The sequence below is a fragment of the Mycobacterium sp. 852014-50255_SCH5639931 genome, from assembly GCF_001665605.1.
GTDB lineage: Bacteria > Actinomycetota > Actinomycetes > Mycobacteriales > Mycobacteriaceae > Mycobacterium > Mycobacterium paraffinicum.
Map to the genome: position 1 here is coordinate 37,276 of NZ_LZSV01000026.1, position 14,391 is coordinate 51,666.

Annotated in this window: 10 protein-coding genes; 7 read left to right on the plus strand and 3 right to left on the minus strand. The window is 66.9% G+C overall.

Annotation, left to right across the window (positions count from 1 at the left end; all coding sequences use genetic code 11):
• Positions 1–52 precede the first annotated feature (52 nt).
• Positions 53–988 (plus strand): heme A synthase, encoded by a 936-nt coding sequence (locus A5758_RS15550; RefSeq protein WP_197503958.1) that lies wholly within the window; start codon positions 53–55, stop codon positions 986–988.
• Here the strand turns inward: A5758_RS15550 and A5758_RS15555 are convergent.
• Positions 938–1,657: a hypothetical protein gene (locus A5758_RS15555; RefSeq protein WP_067741594.1), complete on the minus strand. Its 720-nt coding sequence runs from the start codon at positions 1,655–1,657 to the stop codon at positions 938–940. The two genes, A5758_RS15550 and A5758_RS15555, sit on opposite strands and share 51 nt — an antisense overlap.
• 19 nt (positions 1,658–1,676) lie before the next feature.
• Between A5758_RS15555 and A5758_RS15560 the strand changes: the two genes are divergently transcribed.
• Entirely contained in the window at positions 1,677–2,654 is a 978-nt protein-coding gene (locus A5758_RS15560; protein WP_067741597.1) for a quinone oxidoreductase, read from the plus strand.
• A gap of 4 nt (positions 2,655–2,658) precedes the next feature.
• Here A5758_RS15560 and otsB read toward each other — a convergent pair whose 3' ends face one another.
• Positions 2,659–6,336 (minus strand): trehalose-phosphatase, encoded by a 3,678-nt coding sequence (gene otsB / locus A5758_RS15565; protein ID WP_067741600.1) that lies wholly within the window; start codon positions 6,334–6,336, stop codon positions 2,659–2,661.
• 371 nt (positions 6,337–6,707) lie between these two features.
• Positions 6,708–7,634: a heme o synthase gene (locus A5758_RS15570; protein ID WP_067199914.1), complete on the minus strand. Its 927-nt coding sequence runs from the start codon at positions 7,632–7,634 to the stop codon at positions 6,708–6,710.
• 256 nt (positions 7,635–7,890) lie between these two features.
• On the opposite strand from A5758_RS15570, the gene tkt reads away from it, so the two are divergent.
• From tkt to pgl, 5 genes are read left to right on the plus strand one after another with little or no spacing between them, the layout of a single operon-like run.
• Entirely contained in the window at positions 7,891–9,981 is a 2,091-nt protein-coding gene (tkt, locus tag A5758_RS15575) for a transketolase (RefSeq protein WP_067741603.1), read from the plus strand.
• Positions 9,982–9,996: 15 nt separating this feature from the next.
• Positions 9,997–11,115: a transaldolase gene (gene tal / locus A5758_RS15580; RefSeq protein ID WP_067741606.1), complete on the plus strand. Its 1,119-nt coding sequence runs from the start codon at positions 9,997–9,999 to the stop codon at positions 11,113–11,115.
• The gene (zwf, locus tag A5758_RS15585) at positions 11,112–12,656 is read left to right on the plus strand and encodes a glucose-6-phosphate dehydrogenase (RefSeq protein ID WP_067741609.1); all 1,545 of its coding nucleotides are present in this window, start codon (positions 11,112–11,114) and stop codon (positions 12,654–12,656) included. The genes tal and zwf overlap by 4 nt, the downstream gene beginning before the upstream one ends.
• 49 nt (positions 12,657–12,705) lie before the next feature.
• On the plus strand, positions 12,706–13,617 hold the full coding sequence (gene opcA, locus A5758_RS15590) for a glucose-6-phosphate dehydrogenase assembly protein OpcA (RefSeq protein WP_067741612.1): 912 nt from the start codon (positions 12,706–12,708) through the stop codon (positions 13,615–13,617).
• On the plus strand, positions 13,614–14,369 hold the full coding sequence (pgl, locus tag A5758_RS15595) for a 6-phosphogluconolactonase (protein ID WP_067741615.1): 756 nt from the start codon (positions 13,614–13,616) through the stop codon (positions 14,367–14,369). The genes opcA and pgl overlap by 4 nt, the downstream gene beginning before the upstream one ends.
• Positions 14,370–14,391 lie beyond the last annotated feature (22 nt).

Here is a 14,391-nt window from a genome sequence, read left to right on the forward strand (position 1 = left end):
GACGTAGTTTTCGTTGGCCTACCATCGGGCCATGCCCGTGGGACGAACGCTGATGCGGTTGGTGGACCTCCTCCCCAATCCGAGCGTGCGCGTCCAGCGCCTCATCGCCGCGGCCGTCATCCTCACCCAGGGCGGCATCGCCGTCACCGGAGCGATCGTCCGGGTCACCGCGTCGGGGCTGGGTTGTCCCACCTGGCCGCAGTGCTTTCCGGGCAGCTTCGTCCCGGTCGCGCACGCCGAGGTGCCGCGCGTCCACCAGGCGGTCGAGTTCGGCAATCGCATGATCACCTTCGCGGTGGTCGTCGCCGCGGCGCTGGCCGTGTTGGCCGTGACCCGGGCCCGCCGACGCCGGGAAGTCCTGGTGTACGCGTGGCTGATGCCGGTGTCGACGGTGGTGCAGGCGGTCATCGGCGGCATCACCGTGCGTACCGGGCTGCTGTGGTGGACGGTGGCCATCCACCTGCTCACCTCGATGACGATGGTGTGGCTGTCGGTGCTGCTCTACGTCAAGATCGGCGAGCCCGACGACGGAGTGGTGCACCGGCGCGTGGCCCGGCCGTTGCGCGCCCTGACGGCGCTGATCGGCCTGGACCTGGCCGTGGTGCTGGTCACCGGCACGCTGGTGACGGCCGCCGGGCCGCACGCGGGTGACCGCAGCCCCACCCGCACGGTGCCGCGGCTCGAGGTCGCCGTCGACACCCTGGTCCACGCGCACTCCTCGCTGCTGGTCGCCTACCTCGCCCTGCTGGTCGGGCTGGCCTTCGGCCTGCTGGCGGTGCGCGCCGCCCGGCCCATCCTGCGGCGCCTGATCGTGCTGCTCGCCCTGGTGTGCGCACAGGCCGCGGTCGGCACCGCCCAGTACTTCACCGGGGTGCCCGCCGCGCTGGTCGCCCTGCACGTGGCCGGGGCCGCGGCGTGCACCGCGGCGACCGCGGCGCTATGGGCGTCGATGCGAGAACGGGCCGAGCCCGAGCCGCTCGCAGGCTGACTCCACGGCCAGCGCGAACTCGCGCTGGGCGCGCTCGCGGGTGGCGGCGTCCAGGTGCCGCCAGCCCAGCGCCGGCGCGACGAGGTCGAGCCGCACCAGCCGATCCCCGGCCACGTCGGCGCGCGCGTAGAGCAGGTCGCGCACGGCGATTCCGGCGCGATCCGCGGCCGCCGCGAGCGCGGCGTAGCCGAGGTCCCACGCTTCGAACTCCGGCTCGTCCGGCCAGGCGTGCGATTGCTTGCCGCCGAGAAAGATCAACGCCGACTGCGCCACGTGCCGGTCACGCGGGCCGTCAAGCACAGTCGGCACCCCGTCGTTCTCCAGGTCGCGTAGATACCGCTCCTCGAGGTTCCAAGCGACCGCGTCGGGCGGGTTGAGCAGGTGGCGCACCCGCCGCGCCCAGGCCAAGAATTCGTCGCGTCGGTCCGGATCGTCCGCGGTCGCACGCAGGATGACCAGGTCAGCGCGCACGGTCTCGCGGTCGTCCCAGGACCGCCAGCGGGCGTGTAGTCCACGAGTTCGCAACGCGGGCACCAGGCCGACATCGTCGGGGTGTCGCGGGCGCTGGCCCGATTGCCCGGCTCCACTTCTGGCCGCTTCCCGGCCCCCACCGCCGGGCCCCGCCAGCACGATGCGGGGATGGAAGATGTCCGGACGGGCGAGTTTCATGCCCAGGCATGATAAGCACATGCACGCAATCGAAGTGAGCGAAACCGGCGGCCCCGAGGTGCTGCGCTACGTCGACGCACCACAGCCCGCGCCCGGGCCCGGCGAGGTGCTGATCAAGGCCGAGGCGATCGGCGTCAACTACATCGACACCTACTTCCGCTCGGGCCAGTACCCGCGCGAGCTGCCGTTCATCCTCGGTTCGGAAGTGTGCGGCACCGTCGCCGCTGCGGGTGACAGCGCCGACGGTTTCCGCGTCGGCGACCGGGTGGTCAGCGCGTCGGCGTCGGGCGGTTACGCCGAGTACGCCACCGCCCCAGCGACTTTGACGGCACCCGTGCCGGACGGCGTGAGTTCCGACGCGGCGGCGTCGGTGCTGCTGAAGGGCTTGACCGCGCATTACCTGCTCAAGTCGGTGTATCCGGTGCAGGCCGGCGACACCGTATTGGTGCACGCCGGCGCGGGCGGGGTCGGGCTGATCTTGACGCAGTGGGCCACCAGCCTGGGCATCCGGGTGATTACGACGGTGTCCACACCGGCCAAGGCGGAACTGTCCCGACAGGCCGGCGCCACCGACGTGCTCGATTACCCAGGCGACGACCCCAGCGAGTTCGGCAGGCAGATCCGCGATCTAACCGATGGTGTGGGTGTGGCAGCGGTGTACGACGGGGTTGGGGCCGACACGTTCGATGCCAGCCTGGCCAGCCTCGCCATCCGGGGGACGCTCGCGTTGTTCGGTGCCGCCAGTGGACCGGTACCCCCCGTGGACCCGCAGCGCCTCAACGCCGCCGGCTCGGTGTACCTGACTCGGCCGATGCTTGGCCACTTCACCCGTAGTAAACAAGAATTCGCTTGGCGCGCAGGGGAATTATTCGACTCAATCGCCACGGGCTCGATCAGCGTCACCGTGAGCCGGCGTTACCCACTGGCCGACGCCGCCCGGGCCCACCGCGACCTGCAAGGGCGTAAGACCGTCGGCTCGGTCGTGCTGGTGCCATAGGTTTTCAGGTGAATCGAACGACGCTGCCCGGCATCAACCGTTCCACTCGTCCGCGGCACTCGACTTCGACCGGTGGGACATCGCGTGGGTCGACGCTGATCTCCGCACCCTTACCGCTGACCCGCACGTGCAGGTGGCTACCTCGGTAATGCAGCGGAAAGCCCAGTGGCCCAAGGTATTCTGGCCATTGCGGAGACAGTACGATGCGATTACCACGGATCTCCAGACCGGTGAAGCACCGCTGCACGAAGTCGACGCTGCCGGCCATCGCGGCCAGGTGAACACCTTCGGAAGTGGTGCCGCCCTGGATGTCGGAGATGTCGGATGCGAGCGCTTTCTGGAAGAACTCCAGCGCGCGATCGCGATTGGCCCGGGCCAGCACCCATGCGTGGACGACCGCACTCAATGTCGACCCGTCTGAGGTGCGGGCCAGGTAGTAGTCCACCATCTCCGGGATCTTGGCGGGGGCCAAGTGGTAGCCGAGCCGGCTTAACAGCTCGCGCAGTTCGTCCGATGACAGCAGGTAGAGCAGCATCAGTGCATCGGCCTGCTTGGACGCTTGGTACCGGTTGACGTCGTCATCCTCGGCTTCAAGAATGCGGTCGAGGCGCTGAATGTTGCCGTAGCGCTGCCGGTAGGAATCCCAATCCAGTTCCGCCAGTTCCTCATATCCTTCGAACTGGCTGATCATGCCATCGTGGAACGGGACGAACATGCGCCGGCTGACGTGGTCCCACTGGGTCAGCTCGTCGTCGGTCAGTTCTAGCTTCTCGCGCAAATCCAACCGGTTGGGCAGCGGCATCAGCTCGAGCGCGTCGATAGCCCGCAGGATCACCCAGGCCGCCATCACGTTCGTATACGCGTTGTTGTTTACCCCCTCATATGGCCGGTCCGGATAGCCTGCGTGGAATTCGTCGGGTCCGACGACCCCGTTGATGCTGTAGCGATCTCGGTCGGAGTCGTAAGTGGCCCTGCTCACCCAGAACCGGGCTATCTCGGCCAGCATCTCGGTCCCGTAGTCGATCAGGTACGCCAGATCGCCCGTGGCTTGGTAGAACTGCCACACGTTGTAGGCGACGGCGATGCCGATGTGGTGCGCACGATGGCTGGGATCGGGCAGCCACCGGCCGGACTTCGGATTCAGGTGTCGCTCCGGACTTTCCTCGCGCCCATCGCTGCCGGACTGCCACGGGTACATCGCGCCACGGTAACCGGCCAGCTTGGCGAGGCGGCGGGCCTCCATCAGGCGGCGATATCGGTAGCGCAGCAGCGATCGGGTGACCGTGGGCACTCTCAGGTTCAATACCTGGAAGATGAATAGCTCGTCCCAGAAAATGTGCCCGCGGTATGCCTCACCATGCAGCCCGCGGGCTGGTACCCCTACATCGAGTTCCTCGCTGTTGTACGACACCGTCTGCATCAGGTGCAGCAGGTGTAGGCGCAGGACGCGCAAGTGCTCGGCGTGGTTGCCGAATTCGAAGGACAGCCGTTCCCACAGATGTGCCCAGGCGGTCTTGTGGGCGTCACATATCTCGGCGTACCGCGGCTGCCGGCCGAGCCTGCGTTCGGCGCCAGTGGCCGGATGGGATGTGGCAACATCACGCCCGGTCACCAAAACGACGATCTTCTCCACGGTCAGCGCCTGACCCTCTCGCAGATCGGTGAAGATCTGATGGCCGATTTCGAATTCTTCGTCGAGTAGTCGGTAGGTTGCGGGCGCCGGCGCGTCGCCATGCCAGATGCTGGTCCGCACGGCCAGCGCGACCGGGATCTTCGATTGGGTGGTCTCGACGGTCATCAGCACCGAGTTTTCCGACAGCACGCGCTTTTCCAGTCCCTGCAGGTGATTGCAGGCCAAGTCTCGATAACGCTCTACCCCCGAGTTGCGGACGTTTCCGTCGATCGTCGACCGGAATTCGACAGTTCCCGACCAGTCCTCGGCCACGATGGTGGTTTCCATCGCGGCCACGTGTACGACGTGCATCGCTACGAACCGCTGCTGTGTCACTGAGGTGGTGCGGCCGGCGTCGTCGCGAAAACGCAGTTGGCGCATCAGCACCGCGCTACGGAGGTCGAGGGTTTGTCGGTAGGACAGCAATTTCACCGCGTCGACGTCGAACCAGTCGCCATCGTTGATGCGAAAGGTAAGCGGAAGCCAGTTGGGCAGATTCACCAGGCTTTCGTGTTCTGCTCGGGTTCCGCCGATCAGGTCGTCAAGCCGGTTGTACACGCCGCCCGCGTACGTTCCCGGGTAATGAATCTGGCCGGCCCTCGATTCCGGCGCGGCCCCGCGGGTGGCGAAGTAACCGTTACCGACCGTGCACAGTGCTTCGCGCAGCTTTTCGTTGGGAGGGTCGTAACCCTCGAACGTGAGAGTCCAAGCGCGACTGTGCGTCTCGCGCTGATATGCCAGCCACCTGCCGCCGCGCTGGACGAAGTCACGGACTTCGGTGGGGCTTCTCAGCGTGAAGCTGGCAGCGGTCGGCCGGTCGCCATCTTCGTCGTGCCGGATCAGTATCCCGATTCCGCTGAAGCGAACCGCATCGAACGCATCCTCGTCGGTAATGTCATCACCGATATAGATGGGCAGCACCCGTTCCGTGTCAAAGATGCGATCGCGGATCCAGGTGAGGGCGGTGCCCTTGTCCCAGCCGATGTCCGGCCGCAGCTCGACGACCTTGCGACCGGTCGTCAGCCTCAGCCCAGGCCGAAGACCTCGCCGGCGTACCGCCGCGATCACCTCGGCCACGCGGTCGGGTGCGACATTGCGGTAGTGCACCGCGATTGCGAACCGCTTGTGTTCGACGTGCGCTCCCGGAATCCGGCTCAGTTCGCCGCGAATGTCGTCCGCAGCGTTCCCGAGCACACGTTCCGCGGCGCCGGCCGCTTCGTATTGGTGGTGGCTGCCGTCGGGTGCCATCAACTCAAAGCCGTGGCTGCCGGCATACCAGATTCCCGGTACCCCGACCCGAGCGCGGATATCCGCCAGATCCCGGCCGGACAGTATCGCGACCGGGCACTGCTTCGCCAGATGCGCGAGCGCCTCGGCTGCGCCCTCGACAAGATTGGCGGTATCGGGGTCCGGCACGATGTGCGACAACGTGCCGTCGTAATCCAGGCAGATGAATGGCTGTCGGCCGGCGGCAATACCGATGACTTGACCGTACGAGTCCAGCGCGTTGGGACGCTGTGACATGCGTTTGTGCCCCGTTGTGACGTCGACGTAAGCGAGATCGGGGACGACGACGTCGGCGCCGCAACGCAGGAGCTTGTCGGCTTGGCCGCCCCGGCCGACACCGACGACGAGCGCGAAGCCACCTTCGCGTGCGGCCTCCACCCCGGAATCCGCACCGTCGACGACCACCGACCGCTGCGGGACCACCCCCAACTTGCGGGCGGCCGCCAATAAAACCGTCGGGTCCGGCAGCGGGGGAACTTCGGGTACTCCTGGGGCATGGTCGAACCAGACGGTGAACGCTTTGGCGATCCGAGCCGCTGCCATCGCCTGTCCGGGCTCCGCAGCCAGGGAATAGGCAGCCGTCGCGACGCCGGCCGTCCGCAGCTTCTCTGCTAGCGCAACAGTCGACTCCAACGCGTCGTCATCGGTTCCCGGCCCGATCACGCCGTCGAGACCGAAGATCACCGCATCGTGCGAGCGCGGGTCGATCGTGACCGGCTTCATTGTGGTAATTCCCCTCCCCGAACTCGTTGCGGCGGCATGAGAACCGGCGGAATACCTGGACATGTGCTCGTTGTCTCATCGTTGCGTGTGGGTGAAACGACGAGAACCCTTTGTGCGCGATCCGAGCCCTTCGGCAGCTGGGATGTGACTAAGGTCCACTGAGAGGTCCACCGAGAGCGGTTGGGTGCAGACCTCAGCGGCCCAAATCAGGTCACATCTGCCCCATCGGCCTCTGCGCGGGAGGAACTTGCCATCGTCCCGCCTCCGAGCGACTGTGCACGCGCGGACGCGCAGTCGCTCTGGGGCGGGCACTCGAGGGCCACCCGCGCCGCCGGAGAGACGGTGTGGCCGATGTGGCTAGGTCGTAGGCGTCAGAACAAATGCGGCAGTGCGATCACCGAGTCGACCGCCAATGCGCAGAACACCACCGCGAGGTAGTTGTTCGATTGCAGGAACAACCGCAGCGGCTTGACGGGCTCGCCGGCGCGAACCCCGGCGTAGAGCTGGTGGGCCATCGCCAAGAACCACACCCCGGCGACCACGGCGACCGCCGCGTAGAGCCAGCCGGTGGCCAGCGCCAGCGCCAGCGTCGCCGCCACCGTCAGCCAGGTGTAGATCAGGATCTGCTTGGTGACCTGACGCTCGGTCGCCACGGCGGGCAGCATCGGGACGCCGGCCGCTTTGTAGTCGTCCTTGTAACGCATCGCCAGCGCCCAGGTGTGCGGCGGCGTCCAGAAGAAGATGATCGCGAACATCACCAGCGCCGGCCAGCCGATGGTGCCGGTGACGGCCGACCAGCCGATCATCACCGGCATGCAGCCGGCGGCGCCGCCCCACACGACGTTCTGCGACGTGCGCCGCTTGAGCAGCAGCGTGTAAACCAGCACGTAGAAGGCGATGGTGGCGCCGGCCAGGTGTGCCGACAGCATGTTCGTCGTCCGCCACAGCCAGAAGAACGATGCCACCGACAGCGCCAGCCCGAACACCAGCGCGTGGCTGCGCGGGACCGCGGCCCTGGCCAGCGGCCGGCGCGCCGTGCGCTTCATCACTTTGTCGATGTCGGCGTCGGCCACGCAGTTGAGCGTGTTGGCTCCCCCGGCGGCCAGCATCCCACCGATTAACGTGTTGAGGATCAGCAGCGGGTCCACGGTGCCCCGGTGGGCGAGCAGCATGGCCGGAATGGTGGTGACGAGGAGCAGCTCGATGACCCGCGGCTTGGTCAGTGCCAAATACGCGAGCACCGTGCCAAGCACTCGGCTCGGTACTCGGCTTGGGGCGACGCGCCCGCGAACGCTCACGCAATAACTCCTTGGGGTCGCAGCAGCGCGCAGCATCTACTACACACGATGGTAGACCGCGGGCCGGTAATGGCCTGCCCGCAGGGTCCATTCACCCAGACTTCTCCCAGATTTCCGAACTGAATGTTACGGGTCGACGGCCACCGCGTAATTTTCACACCAGCCGGCTGCGGGTACCCAAAACCTGCACTGCAAGAGCCGGCCCTCCCGCACTAGGGTGGGATTGATCAGCTTGATGACCCCAAGGACTGAGTCTGTGACCACACTCGAAGAGATCTCGACGCTGACCCAACCGCACCTCCCCGACGACTGGTCCGAGCTCGACTCGGCCGCCGTCGACACCATTCGGGTGCTGGCCGCCGACGCGGTCCAAAAGGTTGGCAACGGACATCCCGGAACGGCGATGAGCCTGGCTCCCCTGGCCTACACCCTGTTCCAGCGCACGATGAAACACGATCCCAGCGACACCTACTGGCTGGGTCGGGACCGGTTCGTGTTGTCCTGCGGGCACAGCAGCCTGACGCTGTACATCCAGCTCTACCTGGGTGGGTTCGGCCTGGAGCTGTCCGACATCGAGTCGTTGCGCACCTGGGGATCCAAGACGCCCGGGCACCCGGAGTTCCGGCACACCAAGGGCGTTGAGATCACCACCGGTCCGCTCGGCCAGGGCCTGGCCTCGGCGGTGGGCATGGCGATGGCGTCGCGCTACGAGCGCGGGCTGTTCGACCCCGACGCCGCTCCGGGCACCAGCCCGTTCGACCACTTCATCTTCGTGATCGCCTCCGACGGCGACATCGAGGAGGGCGTGACCTCCGAGGCGTCGTCGCTGGCGGCCGTGCAGCAGCTCGGCAACCTGATCGTGTTCTACGACCACAACCAGATCTCGATCGAGGACGACACCAACATCGCGCTGTGCGAGGACACCGCCGCGCGCTACGAGGCCTACGGATGGCACGTGCAGCGGGTGGAGGGCGGCGAGAACGTCGTCGGCATCGAGGAGGCCATCGCCAACGCCAAGGCTGTCACCGACCGGCCGTCGTTTATCGAGCTGCGCACCATCATCGGCTTTCCGGCACCGAAGTTGATGAACACCGGCAAGGCGCACGGCGCGGCGCTGGGTGACGAGGAAGTCGCGGCCGTCAAGGAGATTTTGGGCTTCGATCCCGAGAAGAAGTTCGAGGTGCGCGACGAGGTCATCGCCCACACCCGCAAGCTGGTGGACCGGGGCAAGGAAGCGCACGAGAAGTGGCAGGCGGACTTCGACGCCTGGGCGGAGCGCGAACCCGACCGCAAGGCACTGCTGGACCGGTTGACCGCGGAGGAATTGCCCGACGGCTGGGACGCCGACATCCCGCGCTGGGAACCCGGCGACAAGGCGCTGGCGACGCGCGCGGCGTCCGGCAAGGTGCTCAATGCAGTGGGTCCGAAGCTTCCCGAGTTGTGGGGCGGCTCGGCCGACCTGGCGGGCAGCAACAACACCACCATGGACAACGTCAAATCCTTTGGCCCGCCGTCGATTTCGACCAAGGACTACACGGCGGACTGGTACGGGCGCACGCTGCACTTCGGTGTGCGCGAGCACGCGATGGGCGCCATCCTGTCCGGAATCGTGCTGCACGGCCCGACGAGGGCCTACGGCGGCACCTTCCTGCAGTTCTCGGACTACATGCGCCCGGCGGTGCGACTGGCCGCACTGATGGACATCGACACCATCTACGTGTGGACGCACGACTCGATCGGGCTCGGCGAGGACGGACCGACCCACCAGCCGATCGAGCACCTCGCGGCGCTGCGCGCCATCCCCAAGCTGTCGGTGGTGCGGCCGGCCGACGCCAACGAGACGGCGTACGCCTGGCGCACCATCCTGGCCCGCGGCAACGGCAGCGGTCCGGTCGGGCTGATCCTGACCCGCCAGGGCGTGCCGATACTGGAAGGCACCAACGTCGAGGGCGTGGCCAAGGGCGGGTACGTCCTTGGCGATCCCGGCGGCGACGAGCCGGACGTCGTCTTGATCGCCACCGGCTCGGAGGTTCAGCTCGCGGTGGAGGCCCAGAAGCTGTTGGCGGACAAGGACATTGTCGCGCGGGTGGTGTCCATGCCGTGCGTGGAATGGTTCGAATCTCAGCCCGAGGACTACCGCGACAGCGTGCTGCCCCCGTCGGTGTCGGCCCGGGTGGCCGTCGAGGCGGGCGTCGCGCAGCCCTGGCACAAGCTCGTCGGCGACACCGGCAAGATCGTGTCGATCGAGCACTACGGCGAATCCGCCGACTACAAGACTTTGTTCCGTGAATTCGGATTCACCGCAGAAGCCGTCGCGGCCGCCGCGGAACAGGTAGTGGACAACTGAGAAAGGGTGATTCACATGACTCAGAACCCAAACCTTGCGGCGCTGTCCGCCGCGGGCGTATCCGTTTGGCTGGATGACCTGTCGCGCCAGCGGCTGCAGTCGGGCAATCTGCAGGAGCTGATCGATACCAAAAGCGTTGTCGGAGTGACCACGAACCCGTCGATCTTCCAGAAGGCATTCGCCGAGGGCGACACGTACGACGGTCAGATCGCCGAGCTCGCCGAGCGTGGCGCCGACGTCGACGCCACCATCCGCACCGTCACCACAGACGACGTGCGCAACGCGTGCGACGTGCTGCGGCCGCAGTGGGAAGCGTCCGACGGCGTCGACGGCCGGGTCTCCATCGAGGTCGACCCGCGCCTGGCCGCGGAGACCGACAAGACCACCGCGCAGGCCGTCGAGCTGTGGAAGATCGTCGACCGGCCGAACGCATACATCAAGATCCCGGCGACCAAGGCCGGCATTCCGGCCATCACCGCCGTGCTGGCGGAAGGGATTTCAGTCAACGTCACGCTCATCTTCTCGGTCGAGCGGCACCGCCAGGTGATGGACGCCTACCTCGCCGGCTTGGAGAAGGCCCGCGAGGCGGGACACGACGTGTCCAAGATCCATTCCGTGGCATCGTTTTTCGTGTCTCGGGTGGACACAGAGGTCGACAAGCGGCTGGAGAAGATCGGTTCCGAGGAGGCGCTGGCGTTGCGCGGCCAGGCCGGGGTCGCCAACGCCCGGCTGGCCTACGCCGCCTACCAGGAGGTGTTCGAGGGCGGCGATCGCTACGAGGCGCTCAAGGGCAACGGTGCCCGCGTGCAGCGCCCGCTGTGGGCCTCCACCGGGGTCAAGAACCCCGACTACTCCGACACCCTCTACGTCACCGAGCTGGTCGCGCCGAACACGGTGAACACCATGCCGGAGAAGACAATTGACGCCGTGGCCGACCACGGCGAGATCAAGGGTGACACCGTCACCGGCACCGCTTCCGCCGCCCAGGAGGTGTTCGACAAGCTGGCCGGGGTCGGGATCGACTTGACCGACGTGTTCGTGGTGCTCGAGAACGAGGGCGTGGAGAAGTTCGTGGACTCGTGGACCGAGCTGCTGGAGGAGACGCAGAAGCAGCTGGATTCCGCCTCGAAATGAGCCCGGCTCGTACCGCTACAGAATGGCATAACCCGTTACGGGACAAGCGCGACAAGCGGCTGCCGAGGATCGCCGGCCCCTGCGGCGTGGTGATCTTCGGCGTCACCGGGGACCTCGCCCGCAAGAAGGTGATGCCGGCCATCTACGACCTGGCCAACCGCGGGCTGCTGCCGCCGAGCTTCTCCCTGGTGGGCTTCGCCCGTCGGGACTGGGAGACCCAGGATTTCCGCAAGGTGGTCTATCAGGCCGTCAAGGATCACTGCCGGACGCCCTTCCGGGAGGAGAACTGGGAGCGGCTGGCCGAGGGATTCCGTTTCGTGCCAGGTTCTTTCGATGACGACGCGTCGTTCGCCCGGCTGGCCGAAACCCTGGACAAACTCGACGCCGAGCGCGGCACCGGCGGTAACCACGCCTTCTACCTGGCCATCCCGCCGAAGTCCTTCCCGGTGGTGTGCGAACAACTGCACAAGTCCGGATTGGCCCGCCCGCAGGGTGATCGCTGGAGCCGGGTGGTCATCGAGAAGCCGTTCGGGCACGACCTGGAGAGCGCGCAGGCCCTCAACCATGCGGTCAACGCCGTCTTCCCCGAGGAGGCGGTGTTCCGCATCGACCACTATCTGGGCAAGGAGACGGTCCGCAACATCTTGGCGCTGCGGTTCGCCAATCAGTTGTTCGACCCGATCTGGAACGCGCACTACGTCGATCATGTGCAGATCACCATGGCCGAGGACATCGGATTGGGCGGGCGCGCAGGCTATTACGATGGTATCGGTGCTGCCCGCGATGTCATCCAGAACCACCTGATGCAGCTGCTGGCGCTCACCGCGATGGAAGAGCCGGTCAGCTTCAATCCCGCGGCGTTGCAGACCGAGAAGATCAAGGTGCTCTCGGCGACCCAGCTGGCCGAGCCGCTCGACGAGACCACCAGCCGCGGCCAGTACACCGGCGGCTGGCAGGGCGGCGAGAAGGTCGTCGGGCTGCTCGACGAGGAAGGGTTCGCCAAGGACTCCACCACCGAGACGTTCGCCGCCATCACGCTGGAGGTCGACACCCGGCGCTGGGCCGGTGTGCCGTTCTATCTGCGGACCGGAAAACGCCTGGGCCGCAGGGTGACCGAGATCGCGCTCGTCTTCAAACGCGCGCCGCATCTGCCGTTCGACGCCACCATGACCGACGAGCTGGGCGCCAACGCCATGGTCATCCGGGTGCAGCCCGACGAGGGCATCACGCTGCGGTTCGGCTCCAAGGTGCCGGGAACCGCGATGGAGGTCCGCGATGTCAACATGGACTTCTCCTACGGCTCGGCGTTCGCCGAGGAGTCGCCGGAAGCCTACGAACAGCTGATCCTCGACGTGCTGCTGGGCGAGCCGTCCCTGTTTCCGGTCAACGAAGAGGTCGAATTGGCTTGGCAGATATTGGATCCCGTCCTGGATAACTGGGCGGCCGACGGCAAGCCCGAGCCGTACGAGGCGGGCACCTGGGGTCCGGAGTCCGCGTTCGAGATGCTGCGCCGGACCGGCCGGGAATGGCGGCGGCCGTGATTCGCGCCGGCGACGATGCAGAACGAAGTGATGCTGAGGAGCGGCGCATTTGATTATCGACATGCCGGACACCACCACCACCGCGGTCAACAAGAAGCTCGAGGAACTGCGGGAGAAGGTCGGCGCCGTGACGATGGGCCGGGTACTGACGCTTCTCATCGCGCCCGACAGCGACGCCATCCTCGAACAGTCGCTCGAGGCGGCCAACAACGCCAGCCACGAGCACCCCAGCCGGATCATCGTCACGATGCGGGGTGACCCGTACGCCGACGAGCCGCGCCTGGACGCGCAGCTGCGCGCGGGCGGAGACACCGGGGCCACCGAAGTGGTGATCCTGAATCTGTCCGGGGCGCTCGCCGGGCACGCCGCCAGCGTCGTCACCCCGTTCCTGCTCCCCGACATCCCGGTGGTGGCGTGGTGGCCCGACGTCGCGCCGGCCGTTCCGGCACAGGATCCGTTGGGCAAGTTGGCGATTCGGCGCATCACCGATGCCACTAACGGAACTGATCCGCTGTCGGCGATCAAGGGCCGACTGCCCGGGTACACGGCCGGCGACACCGACCTGGCCTGGGCCCGCATCACCTACTGGCGGGCGCTGTTGACCTCCGCGGTCGACCTGGCGCCCCACGAACCGATCGAGTCGGCCCTGGTGTCCGGTTTGAAAACCGAGCCGGCGCTTGACATCCTCGCGGGCTGGCTGGCCAGTTGCATCGATGGCCCGGTGCGCCGCGCGGTCGGCGAGCTCAAGGTGGAACTCGTACGCAAGAGCGAGACCATCGTCCTGAGCCGGCCCCAGGAGGGCAGGACGGCGACACTGAGTCGCACCGCCAAGCCGGAGGCTCTGCTTCCCTTGGCCCGCAGGGAAACCGGCGAGTGCCTCGCCGAAGACCTGCGGCGGCTCGATCCCGATGAGATTTACCAGTTAGCGCTAGAGGGCATTGAGAAAGTGCAGTACGTGTGAGCACCATCATCGAAGTTTTCCCGGAAGGTCAGGCGCTGGTCGAGGCCGCAGCCAACCGATTGGCCGATAACATCCGCAACGCCGTGGCGGCCCGGGACCGAGCGCTCGTCGTCCTGACCGGCGGTGGCAACGGCATCGGATTGCTCAAGTCCCTGGCGGGGCACGAGATCGCCTGGCCCAAGGTGCACCTGTTCTGGGGCGACGAGCGCTACGTCCCCGAGGACGACGAAGAGCGCAACGACAAGCAGGCGCGGGAGGCGTTGCTGGACCGGATCGACATTCCGTCCAGCCATGTGCACACGATGCCGGCCAGTGACGGCGAATTCGGCACCGACCTCGCCGCCGCCGCGCTGGCCTACGAACAGCTGCTGGCGGCCAACGCCGAACCCGGCCAGCCCATTCCGAATTTCGACGTGCACCTGTTGGGCATGGGCCCGGAGGGCCATATCAACTCGCTGTTCCCCGACACCCCCGCCGTGCTGGAAACGAGCCGCATGGTGGTCCCGGTGGAGGACTCCCCCAAGCCGCCTCCCCAACGAATCACCCTGACGCTGCCCGCGATCCAGCGTTCGCGCGAGGTCTGGCTGATGGTGTCCGGGGCGTCCAAGGCCGACGCGGTGGCCGCGGCCATCGGCGGCGCCCCGCCGGTCTCGGTGCCGGCCGCCGGGGCGATCGGGCAGGAAACCACGCTGTGGCTGCTCGACGAGCAGGCCGCGGCCAAATTGCCCGCTCATCCGGGTCAGCCAAGCTAGCCCCCGCCCGGTTTGATCCGGG